The 21969-nt window shown below is 54.4% G+C and carries 23 protein-coding genes; 14 read left to right on the top strand and 9 right to left on the bottom strand.

From position 1 onward, the window contains the following. The first annotated feature begins 17 nt into the window (after positions 1-17). The 4 genes from agaC to AC6I4B_RS02970 all read left to right on the top strand — a co-directional run bounded on the left by agaC (position 18) and on the right by AC6I4B_RS02970 (position 2509). The gene (gene agaC, locus AC6I4B_RS02985; RefSeq protein ID WP_497769491.1) at positions 18-821 is read left to right on the top strand and encodes a PTS galactosamine transporter subunit IIC; all 804 of its coding nucleotides are present in this window, start codon (positions 18-20) and stop codon (positions 819-821) included. Further along, positions 811-1602 carry a PTS galactosamine transporter subunit IID gene (gene agaD / locus AC6I4B_RS02980; protein ID WP_497769490.1) on the top strand — a complete coding sequence of 264 codons (792 nt, stop codon included), beginning with the start codon at positions 811-813 and terminating at the stop codon, positions 1600-1602. Before agaC ends, agaD begins: the two co-directional genes overlap by 11 nt. 222 nt (positions 1603-1824) lie before the next feature. Next, complete coding sequence (locus AC6I4B_RS02975; RefSeq protein ID WP_497769488.1) at positions 1825-2220, top strand: type II toxin-antitoxin system RelE/ParE family toxin; 396 nt, start codon at positions 1825-1827, stop codon at positions 2218-2220. After that, a complete protein-coding gene (locus AC6I4B_RS02970) occupies positions 2207-2509 on the top strand; it encodes a helix-turn-helix domain-containing protein (RefSeq protein ID WP_497769487.1) in 303 nt (100 codons plus the stop codon). The genes AC6I4B_RS02975 and AC6I4B_RS02970 overlap by 14 nt, the downstream gene beginning before the upstream one ends. 42 nt (positions 2510-2551) lie before the next feature. Here AC6I4B_RS02970 and rsmI read toward each other — a convergent pair whose 3' ends face one another. Next, the gene (gene rsmI, locus AC6I4B_RS02965) at positions 2552-3415 is read right to left on the bottom strand and encodes a 16S rRNA (cytidine(1402)-2'-O)-methyltransferase (protein ID WP_497769485.1); all 864 of its coding nucleotides are present in this window, start codon (positions 3413-3415) and stop codon (positions 2552-2554) included. Between the two features lie 62 nt (positions 3416-3477). On the opposite strand from rsmI, the gene AC6I4B_RS02960 reads away from it, so the two are divergent. From AC6I4B_RS02960 to dolP, 4 genes are read left to right on the top strand one after another with little or no spacing between them, the layout of a single operon-like run. Further along, a complete protein-coding gene (locus tag AC6I4B_RS02960; protein ID WP_497769484.1) occupies positions 3478-5541 on the top strand; it encodes a penicillin-binding protein activator in 2064 nt (687 codons plus the stop codon). After that, positions 5499-5888, top strand: a complete 390-nt coding sequence (locus AC6I4B_RS02955) for a YraN family protein (protein WP_497769483.1) — start codon at positions 5499-5501, stop codon at positions 5886-5888. The genes AC6I4B_RS02960 and AC6I4B_RS02955 overlap by 43 nt, the downstream gene beginning before the upstream one ends. 16 nt (positions 5889-5904) lie before the next feature. Further along, a complete protein-coding gene (gene diaA, locus AC6I4B_RS02950) occupies positions 5905-6495 on the top strand; it encodes a DnaA initiator-associating protein DiaA (RefSeq protein ID WP_064542037.1) in 591 nt (196 codons plus the stop codon). A 9-nt stretch (positions 6496-6504) separates the two neighbouring features. Then, positions 6505-7080 carry a division/outer membrane stress-associated lipid-binding lipoprotein gene (gene dolP / locus AC6I4B_RS02945; RefSeq protein ID WP_497769481.1) on the top strand — a complete coding sequence of 192 codons (576 nt, stop codon included), beginning with the start codon at positions 6505-6507 and terminating at the stop codon, positions 7078-7080. 4 nt (positions 7081-7084) lie between these two features. Here dolP and AC6I4B_RS02940 read toward each other — a convergent pair whose 3' ends face one another. The 5 genes from AC6I4B_RS02940 to AC6I4B_RS02920 form a co-directional block, all read right to left on the bottom strand. Then, positions 7085-7741: an NAD-dependent epimerase/dehydratase family protein gene (locus AC6I4B_RS02940; RefSeq protein WP_497769480.1), complete on the bottom strand. Its 657-nt coding sequence runs from the start codon at positions 7739-7741 to the stop codon at positions 7085-7087. Between the two features lie 82 nt (positions 7742-7823). Further along, positions 7824-10976 carry a CusA/CzcA family heavy metal efflux RND transporter gene (locus AC6I4B_RS02935; RefSeq protein WP_497769478.1) on the bottom strand — a complete coding sequence of 1051 codons (3153 nt, stop codon included), beginning with the start codon at positions 10974-10976 and terminating at the stop codon, positions 7824-7826. 10 nt (positions 10977-10986) lie between these two features. Then, positions 10987-12228, bottom strand: a complete 1242-nt coding sequence (locus AC6I4B_RS02930) for an efflux RND transporter periplasmic adaptor subunit (protein ID WP_497769477.1) — start codon at positions 12226-12228, stop codon at positions 10987-10989. 5 nt (positions 12229-12233) lie between these two features. Beyond that, entirely contained in the window at positions 12234-12578 is a 345-nt protein-coding gene (locus AC6I4B_RS02925; protein WP_497769476.1) for a PilY2 family type 4a fimbrial biogenesis protein, read from the bottom strand. 23 nt (positions 12579-12601) lie between these two features. Then, entirely contained in the window at positions 12602-13987 is a 1386-nt protein-coding gene (locus AC6I4B_RS02920; RefSeq protein ID WP_497769474.1) for a Cu(I)/Ag(I) efflux RND transporter outer membrane protein, read from the bottom strand. A 519-nt stretch (positions 13988-14506) separates the two neighbouring features. On the opposite strand from AC6I4B_RS02920, the gene AC6I4B_RS02915 reads away from it, so the two are divergent. The 3 genes from AC6I4B_RS02915 to AC6I4B_RS02905 all read left to right on the top strand — a co-directional run bounded on the left by AC6I4B_RS02915 (position 14507) and on the right by AC6I4B_RS02905 (position 18014). Further along, on the top strand, positions 14507-15793 hold the full coding sequence (locus tag AC6I4B_RS02915; protein ID WP_497769473.1) for an ABC transporter substrate-binding protein: 1287 nt from the start codon (positions 14507-14509) through the stop codon (positions 15791-15793). A gap of 102 nt (positions 15794-15895) precedes the next feature. Then, positions 15896-16579: a copper/silver response regulator transcription factor gene (locus AC6I4B_RS02910; RefSeq protein WP_497769471.1), complete on the top strand. Its 684-nt coding sequence runs from the start codon at positions 15896-15898 to the stop codon at positions 16577-16579. After that, entirely contained in the window at positions 16569-18014 is a 1446-nt protein-coding gene (locus tag AC6I4B_RS02905; protein WP_497769470.1) for a Cu(+)/Ag(+) sensor histidine kinase, read from the top strand. The genes AC6I4B_RS02910 and AC6I4B_RS02905 overlap by 11 nt, the downstream gene beginning before the upstream one ends. On the opposite strand, the gene AC6I4B_RS02900 is transcribed toward AC6I4B_RS02905, so the two are convergent. Continuing rightward, the gene (locus tag AC6I4B_RS02900; protein WP_497769468.1) at positions 18011-18436 is read right to left on the bottom strand and encodes a YhbP family protein; all 426 of its coding nucleotides are present in this window, start codon (positions 18434-18436) and stop codon (positions 18011-18013) included. The two genes, AC6I4B_RS02905 and AC6I4B_RS02900, sit on opposite strands and share 4 nt — an antisense overlap. Positions 18437-18490: 54 nt before the next feature. Between AC6I4B_RS02900 and AC6I4B_RS02895 the strand changes: the two genes are divergently transcribed. After that, complete coding sequence (locus AC6I4B_RS02895) at positions 18491-18775, top strand: GIY-YIG nuclease family protein (protein ID WP_497769466.1); 285 nt, start codon at positions 18491-18493, stop codon at positions 18773-18775. Here the strand turns inward: AC6I4B_RS02895 and AC6I4B_RS02890 are convergent. Further along, positions 18762-19265, bottom strand: coding sequence for a GNAT family N-acetyltransferase (locus AC6I4B_RS02890; protein WP_497769464.1), 504 nt, complete (start codon positions 19263-19265; stop codon positions 18762-18764). The two genes, AC6I4B_RS02895 and AC6I4B_RS02890, sit on opposite strands and share 14 nt — an antisense overlap. Then, positions 19259-19783 (bottom strand): ubiquinone anaerobic biosynthesis accessory factor UbiT, encoded by a 525-nt coding sequence (gene ubiT / locus AC6I4B_RS02885; RefSeq protein ID WP_497769463.1) that lies wholly within the window; start codon positions 19781-19783, stop codon positions 19259-19261. Before ubiT ends, AC6I4B_RS02890 begins: the two co-directional genes overlap by 7 nt. A 219-nt stretch (positions 19784-20002) precedes the next feature. Here ubiT and ubiU point away from each other — a divergent pair, with 219 nt between their 5' ends. Together ubiU and AC6I4B_RS02875 are read left to right on the top strand one after the other, a co-directional pair. Then, positions 20003-20998 (top strand): ubiquinone anaerobic biosynthesis protein UbiU, encoded by a 996-nt coding sequence (ubiU, locus tag AC6I4B_RS02880; protein WP_497769461.1) that lies wholly within the window; start codon positions 20003-20005, stop codon positions 20996-20998. An 8-nt stretch (positions 20999-21006) separates the two neighbouring features. Further along, a complete protein-coding gene (locus AC6I4B_RS02875) occupies positions 21007-21885 on the top strand; it encodes a U32 family peptidase (RefSeq protein WP_497769459.1) in 879 nt (292 codons plus the stop codon). Positions 21886-21969: the final 84 nt, after the last annotated feature.

Below are 21969 nucleotides of genomic sequence, written 5' to 3'. Positions count from 1 at the left end.
TTATCTGAGGTGATAAAATGCATGAAATAACGCTAATACAAGGGATATCCCTGGCGGCATTAGTTTTCTTTTTAGGCATCGATTTTTGGCTGGAAGCGCTCTTTTTATTCCGCCCAATTATTGTATGTACACTGACTGGGGCAATTTTAGGCGATCTTCAAACTGGTTTGATTACCGGTGGTTTAACGGAACTGGCTTTTGCTGGCCTAACCCCCGCCGGTGGGGTACAGCCGCCTAACCCGATAATGGCGGGGTTGATGACCACCGTTATCGCCTGCTCTACAGGGGTGGATGCGAAAACAGCCATCGGCCTCGGCCTGCCGTTCAGCCTGCTGATGCAGTATGTCATTTTGTTCTTTTACTCTGCCTTTTCGCTGTTTATGGCGAAAGCCGACACTTGCGCTAAGGAGGCCGATACCCGAGGCTTCTCCCGCTTAAACTGGCTAACCATGCTGATTGTTGCCGCAGCCTACGCCGTTATCGCGTTCCTCTGTACCTACCTGGCACAAGGGGCAATGCAGGCGCTGGTGAAAGCCATGCCAGCCTGGCTCACGCACGGTTTTGAAGTCGCCGGTGGCATTTTGCCTGCCGTTGGCTTTGGCCTGTTACTGCGCGTGATGTTCAAAGCTCAGTACATCCCGTATCTGATAGCTGGCTTCCTCTTTGTTTGCTATATCCAGGTTAACAACCTCCTTCCGGTCGCCGTGCTGGGCGCGGGCTTCGCCGTTTATGAGTTTTTCAACGCCAAGGCCAGACAGCAGCTTCAACCGCAGCCAACCGCTAATAAAAACGATGAAGAGGATTACAGCAATGGCATCTGAAATTACGAAAAAAGACATTACACGCCTGGGTTTTCGCTCATCGCTCCTTCAGGCCAGTTTTAACTATGAAAGGATGCAGGCTGGCGGTTTTACCTGGGCTATGCTGCCGATTCTGAAGAAGATCTATAAGGATGATAAAGCGGGCCTGAGCGCGGCCATGAGGGATCATCTGGAGTTTATCAACACTCACCCGAACCTGGTCGGCTTCTTAATGGGCTTGCTGATCTCTATGGAGGAGAAAGGCGAAAATCGCAGCACCATCAAAGGCTTAAAGGTTGCGCTATTTGGGCCTATTGCCGGTATTGGTGATGCGATTTTCTGGTTCACACTGCTGCCGATCATGGCGGGGATCTGTTCATCGTTCGCCAGCCAGGGCAATGTGCTGGGGCCAATCCTGTTCTTCGCCGTCTATTTGATTATCTTCTTCCTGCGTGTGGGCTGGACGCATATTGGCTACTCTGTCGGCGTGAAAGCGATTGATAAAGTGCGAGAAAATTCGCAGATGATTGCCCGTTCAGCGACGATCCTCGGGATCACGGTAATCGGCGGTCTGATAGCCTCCTACGTTCATATCAACGTCATCACCTCGTTTGCTATCGATAGCACTCACCGCGTGGCGTTGCAGCAGGATTTCTTTGATAAAGTGTTCCCGAATATTTTGCCAATGGGTTACACCCTGCTGATGTATTACCTGCTGCGCGTGAAGAAAGCGCATCCGGTTTTACTGATTGGCGTCACGTTTGTGCTGTCGATTATCGCCTCGGCTTTAGGCATTCTGTAAACGGAGCGGGGGTGCAGCCAACGCTGTGCCCCCAGCGTAGAAAGACGCAGTCATTGATAAACGCAAAGCGGCCACATATGGATACTCTGCGTTGAAATGCCGCCACCGGACATCTGTAAAATTCAGAAAAGTGCTCACTCATTATGAGCGCTCCCTTCCTGCCATAAACTGACTTCCCCTCTATTATCCCGTCAAAATGTAAACCAATAGGTTGACAACAAGATGGCGAAAAATAAGACTAACAAGAAGTGTGATAAGAATTTCCCGGTAATGCTCTTACATGCAGCCAGAGAGGAGCTTTTTGACCTGAATGCAATTGATCGCGCTGAGTTTATTGCAGCTATTGATGAGTTTGAAGAATTCGGCCCTTCCTCATCGCAGGTAGATACCAAAAAGATTCAAGGGGAAATGTATGAGATTAAAACGCATAGCCAAAGCCACTGGTTGAGAGGATTCTACTTTCATTTCCATAAAGGGTTATGGGTTATTACTCATATCTTTGCCAAAAAAACGAACAGGACTCCGAAAGCCGATATTGAGCTGGGTTTAGCCAGATATAAAACGTTCCTTTCCACCCATGAATCAGATACCCGAGAGAATCAATATGAGCAAAAATAAAGAGTTATATCACTGGGAAGACGTTAAAGCCGATCTACTTCAGGACAACGCGACCGTCAAAGCTCTTGATATCGTGCTTCAACGAAAATCCGTTTTGTCACAACTAGTGGAAAAACGCAAAGCGATGAATTTGAGCCAGGCTGCCGTCGCTAAACAACTTGGTGTAAGCCGACAGGCAGTCAGCAAATTTGAGAAAGGTGATAGCTCCCCGACTCTGGACGTTGTCTTCAGCTACGCCAACGCGATCGGTGTCGATATGTTTGGTTCTCTCAAGAAACTGCTGGTATAGCTCTCAACGGCCCCTGTCTTCAAAAGGGGCCTGCGAGAAAACTTATTCCGCCTGCTGTTCCAGCGCGTACTTATACAGCGCGTTTTTCTTCACGCCGTGGATTTCAGCAGCCAGCGCGGCGGCTTTTTTCAGCGGGAGTTCCGCCTGTAGCAGCGCCAGCGTGCGCAGGGCATCGGCGGGCAGGTCGTTTTCCTGTGCTTTATGCCCTTCGACAATCAGCACCATCTCGCCTTTGCGGCGGTTTTCATCTTCTTTAACCCATGCCAGCAGCTCGCCAACCGGCGCGCCGTGAATGGTTTCCCAGGTTTTGGTCAGCTCACGCGCCAGCACCACATAGCGGGATTCGCCCCACACCGCGACCATATCTTCCAGGCTATCGAGCAAACGGTGGGTTGATTCATAGAAAATCAGCGTGCGCGGCTCATCTTCAATGGCTTTCATCGCATCGCGACGACCTTTTGATTTCGCAGGCAGGAAACCTTCATAGCAGAAACGATCGGACGGCAGGCCAGCAGCGCTCAGCGCCGCAATGGCAGCACATGGCCCCGGCAGCGGCACAACGCGAATTCCGGCTTCACGGCAGGTGCGCACCAGATGGTAGCCTGGGTCGTTAATCAGCGGCGTTCCGGCATCAGAAACCAGTGCGATGTTTTGCCCCTCTTTGAGCTTCGCCACCAGCGTTTCGGCTTTTTGTTGCTCATTATGGTCATGCAGCGCAAACAAACGGGCGTTAATCGCGAAGTGTTGCAGCAATAAACCGGTATGACGCGTGTCTTCAGCCGCAATTAAATCAACAGCTTGCAATACTTCGAGCGCTCGTTGGGTAATATCAGCCAAATTTCCGATAGGAGTAGGTACAATAAAGAGTTGGCCTTGAGAATTATCCGCCGATTCGTGTTGTTTCATTGTTTCGTCCGTATTGCCGATTTAATATTGAGCATTGCGTAAAAAATATCACTGGATACAGTATGGTACCCTCAACATTTTCTCGTTTGAAAGCCGCGCGTAGTCTGCCCGTTATCCTGGCAGCGCTGATTTTTGCAGGCTGTGGAACCCAGGCCCCCGATCAGAGTGCCGCCCAACTTCAGGGCATGACGCAGGCTGATTCCGGCTTTTATCTGCATCAGATGCAGCAAAGTTCGAATGATAGCAAGACCAACTGGCAATTACTCGCCATTCGTTCATTGCTAAGAGAAGGCAAGAGCCAGCAGGCGCTGGAATTGTTCAACCAACTGCCGCAGGATCTGAACGCCCTTCAGCGTCAGGAGCAGTCGCTGCTGGCGGTTGAACTCAAGCTCTCGCGAAATGATTACGCGGGCGCACAGGCGCTGCTACAGCAGTTGAAGGCCGATGATTTAGCCAGCCCGCAACAGGTGCGTTTCTGGCAAGACACGATTATCGCCGAGCACGGCCAACCGTCGTTAACGTTGCTGCGCGCCCTGATTGCTCTGGAGCCACTGCTCGCCACGCCGCAGGAAAAACAGCAAAACATCGACACCACCTGGCAGGCGCTGTCGTCGATGACCCAGGAGCAGGCCAACGCGCTGGTGATTAACGCCGATGAAAACGTGCTTCAGGGCTGGCTGGATCTGCAACGCGTCTGGTTCGATAACCGTAACGACCCTGACATGCTGAAAGCCGCGATCAAAGACTGGCAGGTTCGCTATCCGCAAAATCCTGGCGCGAAAATGCTGCCGTCGCAGTTGGCGAACGGGCAAAACATCAAGCCCGCGTCGGTCAATAAAATCGCCCTACTGCTGCCGTTAAGCGGCCAGGCTTCGGTATTTGGTCGTACCATCCAGCAAGGGTTTGAAGCGGCGAAGAATGGCACTACAGCGGTTAGCGGTAGCGCCGTGCCGGAGCAGGTAGCGCAGGCCGCGTCCACAAATACCGTGGTCAGCCCATCGCAGGTGGAAGTGACCGACCTCACCACGCCGCAGGATGCCGAACACCGCGAAGAATCGGCACAGCCTGCCGCAAGCGCGGTAGAGCCTACCCAAGATCCCGCGCCAGCCCAGACACCGGCGGCGCGACCTGTTGCCAGCGTGGCGGCGAACCCTTCCGCAGAGCTGAAAATCTACGATACCTCCTCCCAGCCGCTGAACCAGATTCTGGCTCAAACGCAGAAGGACGGCGTTAACCTGGTGGTCGGCCCGCTGTTAAAAAATAACGTCGATGAGCTGCTGAAAAGCAACACGTCGCTGAACGTACTGGCGCTCAACCAGCCGGAAACGGTCACTAACCATGCCAATATCTGCTATTTCGCGCTGTCGCCGGAAGATGAAGCCCGCGACGCCGCGCGCCATATCCACGATCAGGGAAAACAGTCGCCGTTGCTGCTGGTTCCGCGTAACAGCCTTGGCGATCGCGTAACGCAAGCTTTCGCCGACGAATGGCGTAAACTGGGCGGCGGCACAGTGCTGCAAAAGAAATTGGGTTCACTCTCTGAACTGCGTGGCGGCGTGAACGGCGGATCCGGTATTACACTGTCTGGTACACCGGTTATCGAGCCTCAGTCACAACCGCAGGGCGTGACCATTGGTAATCTGACGATTCCACCTGCGCCGAGTGATGCACAAATCAGCGGCAGCGGTCGCGTCGATGCCGCTTATATTCTGGCAACCCCAGAAGAAATCGCCTTTATTAAACCGATGATTGCAATGCGCAACGGTAGCCAGAGTGGCTCTCTGCTGTACGCCAGCTCGCGCAGCGCGCAGGGCACAGCAGGCCCAGACTTCCGTCTGGAAATGGAAGGCTTGCAGTACAGCGAAATCCCGATGCTGGCAGGCAGCAACCCGGCACTGATGCAGCAGGCGCTGCGCGCGGTGAATAATGACTACTCGCTGGCACGTCTGTATGCCATGGGCGTGGATGCCTGGGCGCTGGCTAACCACTTTGCACAAATGCGCGGCGTGCCAGGCTTTGCCCTGAACGGCAACACCGGCGATCTCAGCGCCAATCAAGACTGCGTGATTAACAGGAAGTTATCATGGCTCAAATACCAGCAGGGGCAGATAGTTCCCGCCAACTAACCACAAAACAGGTTGGTGACGTGGCGGAACAGCGCGCGCGTCGCTGGCTGGAAAGCCAGGGACTCGGCTTTATCGCCGCTAACGTGCATGAGCGTAGCGGCGAGATTGATCTTATTATGCAAGACAGGGCGGTAACGGTGTTTGTTGAAGTCCGTTACCGTTCTTCCGGGGCTTACGGCGGCGCGGCTGCCAGTGTGACCCGGAGCAAACAAAACAAACTGTTACAGACTGCCCGCTTGTGGCTCGCCCGTCACAATGGCAGTTTTGACACTGTGGATTGCCGTTTCGATGTGATAGCCTTCACCGGCAATGAAATCGAATGGTTCCAGAACGCTTTTAGCTCATAGAATGTAAAGGGATATCGTGCTCGAAAGAATCAAAGTGTGCTTCACCGAAAGCATTCAAACCCAAATCGCCGCGGCAGAAGCGCTCCCGGACGCCATCTCCCGAGCCGCGATGACCCTGGTACAGTCGCTGCTCAACGGCAACAAAATTCTCTGTTGTGGTAACGGTTCATCCGCGGCCAACGCACAGCATTTTGCGGCCTGTATGATTAACCGTTATGAAACGGAGCGCCCCGGTTTACCCGCAATTGCACTAAATACTGATAATGTGGTCTTAACGGCAATAGCGAACGATCGCCTGCATGACGAAATCTACGCCAAGCAGGTGCGCGCGCTGGGCCATGCCGGTGATGTGCTGCTGGCGATTTCCACCCGTGGCAACAGCCGCGATATCGTGAAAGCGGTCGAAGCGGCCGTGACCCGCGATATGACCATCGTCGCCCTGACCGGCTATGACGGCGGCGAGCTGGCGGGTTTGCTTGGGCAACAGGATGTCGAAATTCGCATCCCTTCACACCGCAGCGCGCGTATCCAGGAGATGCACATGCTGACGGTTAACTGTTTATGCGATTTGATTGATAACACCCTTTTCCCACACCAGGACGATTAAGGAGAACAAATGAAGGTAATTTCGACCCTCGCAGTTCTTATTTCCGCACTGCTGCTTCAGGGATGTATCGCCGCTGCTGTTGTCGGCACGGCGGCAGTCGGTACGAAAGCCGCGACAGACCCACGTACCGTGGGGACTCAAGTGGATGACGGCACGCTGGAAGTGCGCGTCAACAGCGCATTGTCGAAAGATGCACAAATTAAGAAAGAAGCGCGTATTAACGTAACCGCTTATCAGGGCAAAGTCCTGCTGGTAGGTCAAGCGCCGGATCTCAGCCTGGCCGCACGTGCGAAGCAAATCGCCATGGGCGTTGATGGCACGACCGAGGTGTACAACGAAGTGCGTCAGGGGCAGCCGATTAGCCTGGGTACGTCGTCTTCCGATACCTGGATTACCACCAAAGTGCGTTCCCAACTGCTGACAAGCGATCAGGTGAAATCCTCGAACGTGAAAGTCACCACCGAAAATGGTGAAGTATTCCTGATGGGGCTGGTCACCGACAGTGAAGGAAAAGCCGCCGCCGATATCGCCAGCCGCGTTAGCGGTGTGAAGCGTGTAACTACGGCGTTTACCTACATCAAGTAAGTACTCACTTAGCCCGGTGCATCTGGCGCCGGGCCATTTCTCTTAGTTTCCCCGACGGCAAAATGGTCACCGGCTCTGAACCGGGGTTTTTCGCCATCATCAGCATAGCGCGCGCCACATCTCGTGCCGCAATCGACTTCCAGTTGCCCGGCAACAGGCTAAACAGCGGAGCTAACAGGCGCTCGTTCAGACGAGGTTTCCCGCGCTCGCCCATCAGCATTGAAGGCCGTGCCAGCGTTAAATGCGGCCAACCTTGCGCGATTAACGCCGCTTCCATTTCACCTTTCACACGGTTATAGAAAAACGGTGACTGCGGGTTAGCGCCCATCGCACTGACCACCAGCAGTTGCTTCGCGCCAAGCCGTAGCCCGGCCTGCGCGGTTTCCAGCACCAGGTCGTAATCCACATGAGTGAATGCCGCCTTTGAGCCAGCGTCCCGCAGCGTCGTGCCCAGACAACAAAAGACCGTATCAACGGGCGTATTCACCTGCGCCAGCGCGTCGCGGAGTTCTGGACGGTGAGGGTTTTCAATACCGGCGGTATCAGCCAGCGGGTGGCGAGTGGGCGCAATCAGGGTTTCGACCTGAGTTTCTCGGCGCAGTAGGTTAAGTAAGTGCCTACCAACTAAACCAGTAGAACCGGTAATCAGCACATGGCGCATGGTTTATCTCCCTTTCGCAGGCATCGGCGATGTTGCCGGATGGCGCGTGTTTTTTTCGCCACCCGACATTATTCTCCGGCAATTAATGGCCGGAGCGATGACGTTTGTTGCGCTGCAACCCTATCAATTTATAGGCAGCCGGAATGATAAACAACGATAACAACGGCGCGGTAATCATCCCGCCAATCATCGGTGCGGCAATACGGCTCATCACCTCCGAACCGGCCCCCGTTCCCCACAGTATGGGTAACAGACCGGCAATGATCACGGCGACGGTCATTGCTTTCGGGCGAACGCGCAGCACCGCCCCGTGATACAGCGCATCGTCTAGCCGCGCCTCGCTGAATGTTTCAGGGCTTTGCAGTTGCGGGTCGGCCTCTACGGCGTGGCGCAGATACATCAGCATCACCACACCAAACTCTGCCGCCACGCCAGCAAGCGCGATAAACCCAGTACCGGTCGCCACCGACATGTGGAACCCTTGCCAGTAAAGGAACCAGATGCCGCCCACCAGCGCAAACGGCAGGCTCATCAGAATCAGCAGCGCTTCTTCTACGCGGCGGAAGGCCAGATACAGCAGAACGAAGATAATCATTACCGTCATCGGAACCATTAACTTCAGCTTTTTGTTGGCATGTTCCAGCAGTTCAAACTGCCCGGAGAACGACACGCTGGTGCCAGGTTTTAGCACCACATCGCGGCTAATCGCTGCTTGCAAGTCATGCACCACCGACACCATATCGCGGTCACGCGCGTCGATATAAATCCAGCTCGCCGGACGGGCGTTTTCGGTTTTGAGCATGGTCGGGCCGGAAACGACCTTTACCTGCGCCACATCGCCGAGGGTAATCTGCTGCCTGGTTGGCGTCAGAATCGGCAGTTGGCGGAGCGCCGTTGGGCTATCGCGAAAACTTTGCGGGTAGCGGATGTTGATAGGATAGCGCGCCACCCCTTCAACAGTTTCACCGACCATCGCGCCGCCAATCGCCGACGAGACAAACAGCTGCACGTCCCCCACGGTCATGCCGTAGCGCGCGGCTTTTTGCCGGTCGATATCGACGTCAATGTAGCGCCCGCCTTCGAGGCGCTCTGCCAACGCGGAGACAACGCCCGGCACTGTTTTAGCGACCGTTTCAATACGCTTCGCCGCATCGTCGATATCGGCTAAAGAAGTGCCGGAAACTTTAATCCCGATCGGGCTTTTGATACCGGTCGAAAGCATGTCGATACGGTTGCGAATCGGCGGAACCCACAGGTTCGCCAGCCCAGGCAGGCGCACGGTGGCATCCAGTTCATCAATGATTTTGTCCAGCGTCATCCCTGGCCGCCACTGATCCTGCGGTTTAAGCTGGATGGTGGTTTCAATCATCTCTAACGGCGCGGAGTCCGTTGCCGTTTCTGCTTTCCCCGCCTTACCGAATACCGACGCCACTTCCGGCACGGTTTTAATCAGCTTGTCGGTTTGCTGAAGCAGTAGCGCCGCCTGTCCCGGCGAAATCCCCGGCAGGGTCGATGGCATGTACAACAGGTCGCCTTCGTTGATCTTCGGTAGAAACTCGCCGCCCACTTTGCTTAACGGCCACAGCACGGTAAACATCGACAGCACCGCCACCAGCAGCGTCAGTTTCGGCCAGTGCAGCACTTTCAGCAGCAGCGGGTGATAGATCCTGATTAAGAAGCGATTTAACGGGTTATGTGATTCCGCCGGGATTTTGCCTTTGATCCAAAAGCCCATCAGGATAGGAATGACCACAATCGCCAGCGCCGCCGCGCCCGCCATCGCGTAGGTTTTGGTAAACGCCAGCGGGCCAAACAGCCGCCCTTCTTGCCCTTCGAGGGTAAAAATAGGGATAAACGACAGTGTGATGATAAGCAGGCTGATAAACAGCGCTGGCCCCACTTCCACCGCCGCGTCGGTTATCTCTTTCCAACGAGTGGCATTATCCATCTGTTCGCCGGGGTGCGCGTCATTCCAGTGCTCCAGCCGCTTGTGGGCGTTTTCAATCATCACGATAGCCGCATCGACCATCGCCCCCACCGCGATAGCAATACCGCCGAGCGACATGATGTTGGCGTTCAGTCCCTGGAAATGCATCACGATAAAGGCGATGCACAGCCCCAGCGGCAGTGAAACAATCGCCACCAGCGCCGAGCGCAGATGCCAGAGGAACAACGCACAAACCACCGCAACCACCAGAAACTCCTCCAGCAGCTTCATGCTCAGGTTGTCGATAGCCCGATCAATCAGTTGGCTGCGATCGTAAGTGGTGACCACTTCCACCCCTGGCGGCAGGCTTTTTTGCAGTGCGGCGAGCTTATCTTTTACCGCTGAGATAACCTCGCGCGCATTTTTGCCGGAACGCAACAGCACGACGCCGCCCGCCACTTCGCCTTCGCCGTTCAGCTCGGCAATGCCGCGACGCATTTCTGGGCCAATCTGCACGCGCGCCACATCTTTCAGATACACCGGTACGCCGTTATCGGTGGTTTTGAGCACAATGTGGTTAAAGTCTTCGAGGCCTTTAAGATAGCCGGTCGCCCGCACCATATATTCGGCCTCAGCCAGTTCAACGGAGGAGCCGCCCGCTTCCTGATTCGAGGTGCTGAGCGCCTGTTTTACCTCGCCAAGACTGATGCCGTATTGCGCCAGCTTCATCGGATCGACCTGGATCTGATACTGTTTCACCACGCCGCCCACCGAGGCCACTTCCGCCACGTTAGGCAGGGTTTTCAGCTCATATTTCAGGAACCAGTCTTGTAACGAACGCAGTTCGGCAAGGTCATGCTTGCCGCTTTTATCCACCAGCGCGTATTCAAAAATCCAGCCCACGCCGGTGGCGTCTGGGCCAATTTCCGAGCTGACGCCCTGCGGCAGTTTGCCTTGCACCTGGTTTAGGTATTCCAGCACCCGCGAACGCGCCCAGTAGAGGTCTGTACCGTCTTCAAAAATAACGTACACGTAGGAGTCGCCAAACTGCGAGAAACCGCGCACGGTCTTTGCGCCCGGCACAGAAAGCATGGTGGTGGTCAGCGGGTAAGTGACCTGGTTTTCCACAATCTGCGGCGCTTGCCCTGGATAGCTGGTCTTGACGATCACCTGCACGTCAGAGAGATCCGGCAGCGCATCCACCGGCGTGTTGGCTATCGTCCAGCCGCCCCAAATGCTGAGAAACAGCACCCCCATCATCACCAGGAAACGGTTGGCGACCGAACGCCGGATAATCCATTCAATCATCACTGTATCCTTAATGCCCGGTATGGCTGTCGGTGGCCTGCCGCATTTTGTCCAGCGCGCCGCTAATATTGGCTTCGGAATCAATCAGGAACAGGCCGTTAACCACAACCGTTTCACCTGCCATCAGGCCGCCGCTAATGCCCGCCTGATGCTGAGACTCATGCAGAACGTGGATTTTCTTCGGCACAAACTCGCCATCACTATCGACGGTAATCACCCGCTGCTCGTCTCCGGTGTCGATAACCGCCTGCGACGGGATCAACAACATTTCATCGCTTTGGGCGCTGAGTTTCAGGTAGGCGTTCATCCCCGGTTTCAGCAGTTCATCCGAATTATTGACCTGCAAACGCACCTGCAAGGTACGCGTTGTAGGATCTACGCTCGGCAGAATTGACCATTTGGCGATCGGGAAGGTTTTGTTCGGATAGGCCGGAATAGCCACCGTGAACTGGGTGGAGTCTTTCAGCAGATAGGCTATCGATTCAGGAACGGCGGCGCTAATCCATACGGGATCTATGCCCTGAATTTGCGCCACCACGCTGTCTTTGCCGATATTCATGCCATTTTTCAGGCTGAAGGCGGTAATCACGCCGTCAATCGGGGCGTTAAGGGTAAAGCGCGTCTGCACACGATGCGTGCTGCGCATCCGTTGGATATCCGCTTCCGGCATTCCCGCCAGCCGCAGGCGCTCTAACACGCCCTCTAACTGGGTGGCAGTGCCGCCAGAGTTCGCCAGCAGCAGGTATTCGCTCTGCGCCTCAACCCAGGAAGGAATGGTGACATCCACCAGCGGCGCGCCTTTACGTACTTTGTCGCCCACCGTCAGCGGGTAGACTTTATCGACAAAGCCTTCAGCGCGCGCCTGCACAATAACAAACTGGTATTCGTTATAGCTGACGTTCGCCGGAAGCGTTTGGCGGTATTGCAGCCGCCCTGTGCTGACTTTCTCGGTGCGCAGCCCCAGATTGTGTACCTGCGTCGGGTCGATACGCACGCCGCCAGACGATGTGTCACCGCCTTCATCGGCGTATTTCGCCACCAGATCCATATCCATAAACGGCGACTTACCCGGTTTATCAAATTTCACATCCGGCTTCATTGGGTCGTACCAATACAGCACCTTGCGCTCGGCAGGCGTGGCATCGGCTTTCGTCGCAGGGGCGTTGAAATGGCTTATCGCCGCAGTCGATAGCCCGCCAATAATCAGGCTACAGACAATCGCTGCGGTATATTTTAATTGTGCGGTTGTCATGATGATTATTGCGTCTTAATGTCCTGAAGCAGTGAAATATTGCCTTGCTGCACGAAAGAGAAATTAACGTGGCTGCCCGGCTTCAGTTGTTTAATCGCCTCGGTAGGTTCGCTGAAGGTAAAGCGCATGGTCATTGCTGGCCAACCCACAGCAGGAATCGCTTCGTGGTCGATAGTGATTTTCTTCGCCGCCATATCGATAATTTTCACGACACCAGTGCCATTAATCTCGGCCTGTGACGCTGGCATATCCATCATTTTCTCGTGACCGTCATGCTGCATCTCTGCCGCCTGAACATTCAGCGCCAGCGCCATGAAAATACCGCCAATCAGTGGGGTGACTTTACGCATTTGTATAAACTCCTGAATAAAAGTTAGGCTTTCCAACCGCCGCCAAGTGCGGTGAATAAATTGATTTCGTTAACCTGTTGGGAATACTGCAAATCGAGAATGGCTTGCCGGGTCGCAAAAAGAGAACGCTCGGCGTCCAGCACTTCGATATAACTCACTGCACCGCTGGCATATAACGCGCGAGCGCGTTGCAGGGTAATTTGCAGCGAGGCTAAATATCGTTGTTGCGCGTTTAACTGCCCTTGAATGCTGTCTCGCAGCGAAAGGGCATCCGCCACGGATTTAAACGCCGCCTGAATTTTCTGTTCGTAATTCACCACGGCCTGGCGCTGTTTTACGCTTGCCAGCGCCAGGTTGGCTTCGTTACGTCCGGCGTTAAAAATGGGCAGGTCAACCTTCGGCACAAAATTCCACATTCCGCTCGCCGCATTAAATAAGCTGGAGAGCGCAGAACTGCTGCTTGATACGCCGCTGGTCAACGTGATGGAAGGGAAAAACGCCGCGCGCGCCACGCCAATATTGGCATCCGCCGCGCGCAGTTGGTGCTCGGCCTCCATGATGTCCGGGCGCTGAAGCAAAATAGCCGAAGGCAGGTTCGCCGGGAGCGGCAGTGGGTTGACCGCCGCCGCACTGGCGTCATCGTCATTGAGCGGCGTGTTGTAAGTCCCCAGCAGTTGCTGGAGCGCGTGGTTAGCCTGCGCCAGCTCCCCCTGCCGTTGAGCGATATCAGCACGGGTGCTTTCAATCACGCCGCGCGCCTGTTCCAGCGCCAACACGTTGGTGCTGCCGGTGATCAATTGTTGTTCAACAAAAGCATAGGATTGCTGGTAGTTACGCAGCGTCTCTTTGGCGATAGCGAGTTGTGCCGCCAGACGGCGCTGGTTGAAGTAGCCCTGCGAGACGTTAGTCACCACCACGATTTGCGCCGCGCGTTGGGCGGCCTGGCTGGCGAAGAAGTTTTGCCGGTCGGCCTCGCTCATGTTTTTCAGTTTGCCGAAAAAGTCGAGCTCAAGGCTCAGGTTCAGGCCAACGTCATAGCTTTTTGTGGTGGCGTTAGTGCCTTTAAGGTCACCGCTGTAGTTCGCCCCGCTGTTGGCATCCAACTGCGGATAGCGCCCGGCATCGGTCACGTTGTACTGGGCGCGCGCGGCTTCAACATTCAGCATCGCCATGCGCAGGTCACGGTTATTGCGCAGCGCGATATCAATCAGCCGCTTTGCCTGTGGATCGGCAAAAAAGCGTTGCCAGCCCGTGTCTTGCCAGTTCCCGCCCGTAGGGACTAATGCCCCCTGAGAGAGCGAAAACTGCTGGGGAACCACGTTTTCTGGCTGTTTATAGTCGGGAGCCAGCGAGGTGCATCCTGCGAGGAGAAACGCCATCACCAGCGTAAGTTGCTTTGCTTTACACATGTCACGTCCTGTTCAGCCGAATCAAAAGGGGCTGGCTATGGGGCTAGCTTACGGGAGCGACTCTGTTGGCACGGTGACAGGATAATGACAAAGTTGTCATTTTCGCGGGCTGGCGCTGGCGATGAGTGTGATCATGGTGGCGAAAAATAGCGATATGAAATAGCCGTTTTTATTTTGGCACAAAAAAAGAGGGGTATTATTCGCCAATAATTAAGCGCCGTCACATTATTGCGTTAAAACGCCTATGTGTTCACACTTTTATTCCGCGCAGGAAAAATAAAACCGATAGCCAGAAATTGAAATATTAACTTATTCAAGCCGTTATCTTATTCAGCTACAACAGACGGTTATTTTGCGTGTGAAGTAAGCCACACAAATTAGTTATATTGCCGTAGCAGCAATAATAAAACATTGTTTCACTCCATAAGCGCTTCTATCATCACTCTCGATTTCTTTTTTCACCAATCCTTACCTCTGTTCAGGGATGGCAATATACACAAAAAAAACCGGAGTCAATGTATGCAATTCAAAACCAAAGCGCTGAGTTTGACCCTGTTATTAACGCTCTCACCACACGCATTCAGCGAAGAACTTGATGTCTGGATCCGCGCCAGTAATGACTCAAAAGTCATTTACCAACAGCTAGCCGACCAATTTAAAAAAGAGACGGGAATCTCGATAAAATACTTCAACGCCGTCACCGATTTTGACCAGCGCCTGGCGCGCGCCGCCACCGGTAATGCCCTGCCGGACGTGGTATTTAACGATGCGATTATCGTGGGTCAAATGGTGCAGTTGGGGATTGTTGACGAGATTAAACCGGCCGAGTTAAAAGGCGGTAGCGATGTCTATGAAGCGGCGTGGAAATCAACCCAACTGCCGGACGGTAAATTCTACGGTGTGCCAACGTCCGCCCATACCTACGCGCTGTTTATCCGCCAGGACTGGCTGAATAAGTTGAATTTAAAAGCGCCAACCACCTGGGATGAGCTGAAAAAAGTCGCGCAGGCTTTTACTCATGATGACCCAGACGGCAACGGCAAAAAAGACACCTACGGCTTCACCATGCCGCTGGCAACGACTCGTGGTTACGCCAGTTCTTTCTCATCATCTTATCTCTGGCAGGCGGGCGGTAATTATTTAGTCGCCACGCAACCGGGTAAATTCAAGGCGGCACTGGATAGCAAAGAGACCGCCACAGCAATGCAATTTATGCGAGGAATGGTCTGTGAAGGGCTGGCTCAGCCTGGCGCAATCAACCACACCACCGCAGACGCCAACACCTCTTTCCGTTCTGGACAGACTGGGATGTACTCTTCTGGCCCGTATCATATTGCCCTGTTTGATAAAGACCCAGGCAAACAGACCTATACCGTTGTACCACCACCCGCAGGCCCTGGCGGCGCTATTTCGATGGCGGAAGGCACAACCGCTTTCCTGATGAAAACCAGCCAACGCAAAGACGCTGCAAAAAAATTCCTCGAATTTCTCATTTCCCCGGAAGGGCAGAAAATAGGTATGGCGGTGAATAGCACCTCAATGCCGATTGTCCGCTTGCCGATTAACAAAACGCTGAACATCCAGGATTATCACGACGATCCGCGCTGGGAAGTGTTTGCTAACACCTATGCGAAAAATGGCCGTTATATGCCGCAGATCCCAAACTGGATCCCGGTGCGACAAATCACCGCCGATGGCTTTAATAAAATTTACGCTAACTGCGACGGCGATATTCCGTCCGTGCTGAAAGAGATCAACGACAAAGTGAATGAGGAGTTGAAGCGCCAAAACGCATGGGCTGAATAACCTTCCTGATGAGCCTGCGCTTGTCGCAGGCTTCCTCGCCGTCTTGCTATCGCCTTACGCTCCATTAGAATGAGCCCATCACACTGCGGCGACGGAGGGCGCGTGAAAATTCTGGTGGTAGAAGATGAGGTCAAAACGGGTGAATACCTGAGTAAGGGGCTGACAGAAGCGGGTTTTGTGGTCGATCATACCGACAACGGCCTGAACGGCTATCACCTGGCGATGACCGCCGATTACGACCTGATAGTGCTGGATATCATGCTGCCGGATGTCAACGGTTGGGATATCGTGCGGATGCTGCGCGCCGCCAATAAGGGAATGCCGATTCTGTTGCTCACCGCGCTGGGTACGATTGAGCATCGGGTAAAAGGGCTGGAACTGGGCGCAGATGATTATCTGGTAAAACCATTCGCCTTTGCCGAATTGCTGGCTCGCGTCAGAACCCTGCTCCGCCGTGGTGCGGCGGTGATTGTTGAGAGCCAATTCCAGGTTGCCGACCTCAAGCTCGACCTGGTATCACGCAAAGTGAGCCGAGGCGATACGCGTATCACGCTGACCAGCAAAGAGTTTACGCTGCTGGAGTTTTTCCTCCGTCATCAGGGGGAAGTGCTGCCGCGCTCGCTCATCGCTTCGCAGGTTTGGGATATGAATTTTGACAGCGATACCAATGCTATTGATGTCGCTATCAAGCGCCTGCGCGCCAAAATTGATAATGATTTTACGCCAAAGCTAATTCAAACCGTGCGCGGCGTCGGCTACGTGCTTGAGGTGCGTGATGAAGGTTAACCTGCGTCGCCGCCCCTTCTCGCTGGCGACCCGCCTGACCTTTTTTATCAGCCTCGCGACCATCCTCGCTTTTGCGGCGTTTACCGGCATCATGCTGCATTCGGTGGAAAAACATTTCGCCGAGCAAGACATCAATGACCTCAAGCAAGTGAGCGCCACGCTCAATACCTTGCTAACCGCCCCGGATACGCCAGAAACAGAAAAAATAGCCAATATCCACAGCGCATTAGCGGGCTATCGCAATATTAGTGTGCTGTTGCGCAGCCGCGATAACCCCGAACTGTACCGCTCACCCAACGGGCCGGATTTGTCGCCGATTCTCGCCACCGCCCATTTTGCGCAGGAGCTGAAAAGCGAGCGTATGTTTCGCTGGGAAGGGAGCGGAATGCGCCACATGGAAGGGCATTCTTCTGGCGAGATGCAGCCCACCAGCTATCGGGTTATCGCCTCAACTCTTCGTACCAACGACCAAGCCTATACGCTGCTTATTGCGCTGTCGATAGACTTTCATCTGCACTATCTTGATGAACTGAAACGTAATCTGATGATGAGCGCCGCCGTTATCAGCCTGTTGATCATCGTGATTGTGTTGATCGCCGTGCGTAAAGGCCACCAGCCGCTGCGAAACGTCAGCATGAAGATCAAAAACATCACCTCAGAAAATCTCGATGTGCGTCTGGAGCCAGCGCGCGTGCCGATCGAACTGGAGCAACTGGTGGTGTCGTTTAATCAGATGATCGGCAAGATCGAGGATGTGTTCCGCCGTCAGGCGAATTTCTCCGCCGACATCGCCCACGAGATGCGCACGCCAATCACCAACCTGGTCACTCAGACAGAAATCGCCCTCAGCAAGCCGCGCACGGTAAAAGAGCTGGAAGATGTGCTCTATTCCAGCCTTGAGGAGTACAACCGGATGGCGAAGATGGTTAGCGATATGCTGTTTTTGGCGCAGGCAGATGAAAACCTGCTGATCCCCGAAAGCATACCGCTGGATCTCCAGACGGAAACCATGAAAGTGTTTGAGTTCTTTGAGGCCTGGGCGGAAGAGCGCGAAGTCAGGCTGACATTTGTGGGTGAGCCGGCGCTTGTCGCGGGCGATCCGCTCATGATCCGCAGGGTTATCAATAATCTGCTGTCGAATGCCATTCGCTATACGCCGCGCGGGATGTCGGTTACTGTGCAGGTCACAACCCAGGGGGCGCAGGTAGTCTATTGCGTGGAAAATCCCGGTACACCGATCGCGCCAGAGCATCTGCCACGGCTGTTCGATCGTTTTTATCGCGTTGATCCTTCACGTCAGCGTAAAGGTGAAAACAGTGGCATTGGCCTGGCCATCGTGAAGTCGATCGTTCGCGCGCACCACGGCAAAATTCACGTTACATCAGATAGCGTCGCCACGCGTTTTATCATTGAGCTACCGAAGCTGGCTTTTTAATCGCGGAACCAGTGCAGCTTTTTGCCAAAACCTAACGTGTTATCGGTGAATTTGAGTTCATCAAGACGCAGTTCCCAGACTGATGCACTGAGCGTTCTGGCTACCGGAAAGCGGCGCGTGTAGAGCGCGCGCTTTTGCTCGCTCTCCTCGCCCTCCAGACGGCGAATTTCCCCTTTGAACTGCACACCGCGAATCAGCGCGACCGTTTTCGGCTGGCCGTTAACCGTACCGGCAACCGGAGCCTGTTGGCCGGTCATTTGCCCGTGCCGCGTGTTATCGTCGCTGAGTAAATAGAAGACCACTCGCTGCGGGTCGTAGACGTAGAACGCATTGGCGCACCACAGTTCTCCCTCTTTTGCCACACACCAACTGACAACGTGTTGTTTTGATAGCCAGCGGCTAATGGCAGCGAGCGTTTCCATCTGTTCTCTCCGTTATGCTATGGTGCGTGCACCCATACAGACAGGTTGGCACACGTGCGTTGGTTTTTGTATCTCGTCCGTACCGAGGACGACAAATTGTACACCGGTATCACCACCGATGTTGAACGGCGGTTTCATCAGCATCAAAGCGGTAAAGGCGCAAAAGCGCTGCGCGGCAAAGGCGAGCTGCGGCTGGCGTTTGCAGGGGAAGTGGGCGAGCACTCGCTGGCGCTGCGCCTGGAGTATCGCATTAAGCAGTTAACGAAGCGCCAGAAAGAGCGCCTCGTCACAGGTGACGGTTCATTTGAAACGCTACTGAGCAGCCTTAAAAACGATTGAAGTGGTCGGAATACTCAACCAGGCCGTGGACGCCATTTAGCGCATCATCCGCCAGACGGTGCACCATGAACGCCTCTTCTGTTCCCGGCCAACGGCAACGCAGATCATACTGCGCCGCGCGCTCAAAGCCGAAACGGCTATACAGCGCCGGATCGCCCAGCGTCACCACAGCCGCGTAACCAAACTCGTTAAGAGAGTCCAGCCCTTCATAAACCATTTTGCGTGCCAGACCCTGGCCGCGATAGGCTTCATCCACCGCGACCGGCGCAAGCCCTACCCACTGGAGTTCTTCGCCTTCAATGCTGACCGGGCTAAAGGCAACATAGCCCACCACATGGCCTTCATCGTCTGTTGCCACCAGCCCCAGAGTGATCAGGCCATCTTCACGCAGCTCGCGAACCAGATTGGCTTCGCCGTCGCCGCCGAAGGTACGACGCAGTAACGCGTCGATGCCTGGGGCATCTATTCCAATTTCTACTCGAATCAGCATGGCTCACCTACCGAAGTCTGTTTGGTTTCTGATGGTGATTTTAAGCCAGCCTCAACGAAATCGGCTAGCTGCATGAGCATCACGCGTAGCGCTTTTGGCATCTGCTCAAGCTCAATGGCATCCATCAGATTTTTGACATAAAGACCCAGTTCCGTGTCACCTTCAATCACCAGACGGCGCTGGAAGAAGAGAGTATCCGGGTCCTGTTTGCGCGCGGCGATCATCAGAAGATCGCTAGCATCTGCGCTGAAGCTAACGTCCGCCTGGGCGGAGTCGCTAACGATTAAGCGCTCATTCTCAACGGAAGTGAACCATTTGAGGCCAATATCACGCACCTCAATGCTCAACCAGCGCCCCTCGAGAAAATCCAGCTCGCCATCATTCAGCGCCTGGCGGAACTGCCAGCTTAAGACCTGCTGCAAAACCTGGCGTTTAAGGGCGAACGGCGTCAATTTCACCGGCACGCTCATTAAAGTAGGTGCGACATGAACCAGACGTGAACGCAATTTATCCAACACAAGCTTTACTCCCTGAATGCAATAGTTCCGCTATTTTGCCATACCAGATAAACAACATAGCGGCGTAAATCAACAATTATGTCGTGAATCAGATGGATTATTGGCGGCATCAATGCGCTTTGTCTGCCTCAAATCAAAAATGATTAGCGATAGGTTAACTAAAATCCCCATTCATTAACAATAATGCGCCCCTGCTGGGCCGCTAACTCAGGAAGAATTATGGAGTTGCTCTGCCCTGCCGGAAACCTTCCGGCGCTGAAAGCGGCTATCGAAAACGGTGCCGATGCGGTGTATATCGGGCTGAAAGATGATACCAACGCCCGCCATTTCGCCGGTCTTAACTTTACCGAGAAAAAATTGCAGGAAGCGGTAAATTTCGTGCACCAGCATCGCCGCAAACTGCACATCGCGATCAACACCTTTGCGCACCCGGATGGCTACATCCGCTGGCAGCGCGCCGTCGATATGGCGGCCCAACTGGGTGCTGATGCGCTGATCCTCGCCGATCTCGCCATGCTGGAGTATGCCGCAGAGCGCTATCCACATATTGAGCGCCATGTCTCTGTTCAGGCATCGGCCACCAACGAAGAGGCGATTAATTTCTATCATCGTAACTTCGACGTGGCGCGCGTGGTGCTGCCGCGTGTGCTATCTATTCACCAGGTAAAACAATTAGCCCGCGTGACCCCAGTACCGCTGGAAGTCTTTGCCTTCGGTAGCCTGTGTATTATGGCGGAAGGCCGCTGCTATCTGTCGTCTTATCTCACCGGTGAGTCGCCAAACACCGTCGGGGCATGTTCTCCGGCACGTTACGTGCGCTGGCAGCAAACGCCTCAGGGTCTGGAATCGCGCCTCAACGAAGTGCTGATTGACCGCTATCAGGACGGAGAAAACGCCGGTTATCCCACGCTGTGCAAAGGCCGCTATCTGGTTGATGGCGAGCGTTATCATGCGCTGGAAGAACCCACCAGCCTGAACACGTTAGAACTGCTGCCGGAACTGCTGGCCGCCAACATCGCCTCGGTGAAAATCGAAGGCCGTCAGCGTAGCCCTGCGTACGTGAGCCAGGTCGCCAAAGTGTGGCGTCAGGCCATTGACCGCTGCATGGCAGACCCGCAGAACTTTGTCCCGCAGGCTTCCTGGATGGAAACGCTTGGCTCCATGTCCGAAGGTACTCAGACCACCCTCGGTGCGTATCACCGTAAATGGCAGTAGGAACCACCATGAAATATTCATTAGGGCCAGTGCTTTACTACTGGTCAAAAGAGACGCTGGAAGATTTCTACCAGCAGGCTGCCACCAGCAGCGCGGATACTATTTACCTCGGCGAAGCGGTGTGCAGCAAGCGCCGTGCCACCAAAGTCGGCGACTGGCTGGAGATGGCAAAATCGCTGGCCGGAAGCGGCAAGCAAGTGGTGCTGTCAACGCTGGCACTGGTGCAGGCATCGTCCGAACTGGGCGAACTGAAACGCTACGTCGAAAATGGCGAGTTTTTGCTGGAGGCCAGCGACCTTGGCGTGGTTAATATGTGCGCCGAGCGTAAGCTGCCGTTCGTCGCCGGTCACGCGTTGAACTGCTATAACGCAGTCACACTACGTCTGCTACTCAAGCAAGGCATGACCCGCTGGTGTATGCCGGTTGAACTGTCGCGCGATTGGTTGGTTAACCTGCTCACCCAGTGTGAGGAATTAGGCATCCGCGATAAGTTTGAGGTGGAAGTACTGAGCTACGGTCATCTGCCGCTGGCCTATTCCGCACGCTGCTTTACCGCGCGTTCGGAAGACCGTCCGAAAGACGAATGTGAAACCTGCTGCATTAAATATCCGAACGGGCGCAGCATGTTGTCGCAGGAAAACCAGCAGGTGTTTGTGCTGAACGGTATTCAGACCATGAGCGGCTATGTTTATAACCTCGGTAACGAGCTGACGTCGATGAAAGGCTTAGTCGATATGGTGCGCCTGTCGCCGATGGGCAACGAGACATTCGCGATGCTCGACGCGTTCCGCGCCAACGAAAATGGCGACGCCCCGCTACCGCTGACCGCCAACAGCGACTGTAATGGTTACTGGAAGCGTCTGGCTGGGCTAGAGCTGCAAGCCTGATAAAAAAGCTCACTTTGTTAACAACAGTCATCAATTTTTAATGCAGTATTAAAGATGCAGCTTTTCTGGCCGGAATTATCCGGC

This window comes from Kluyvera fluvialis (assembly GCF_059725275.1).
The sequence above is the reverse complement of the archived record's forward strand: the minus strand, read 5'-3'. Positions and strand labels throughout refer to the sequence as shown.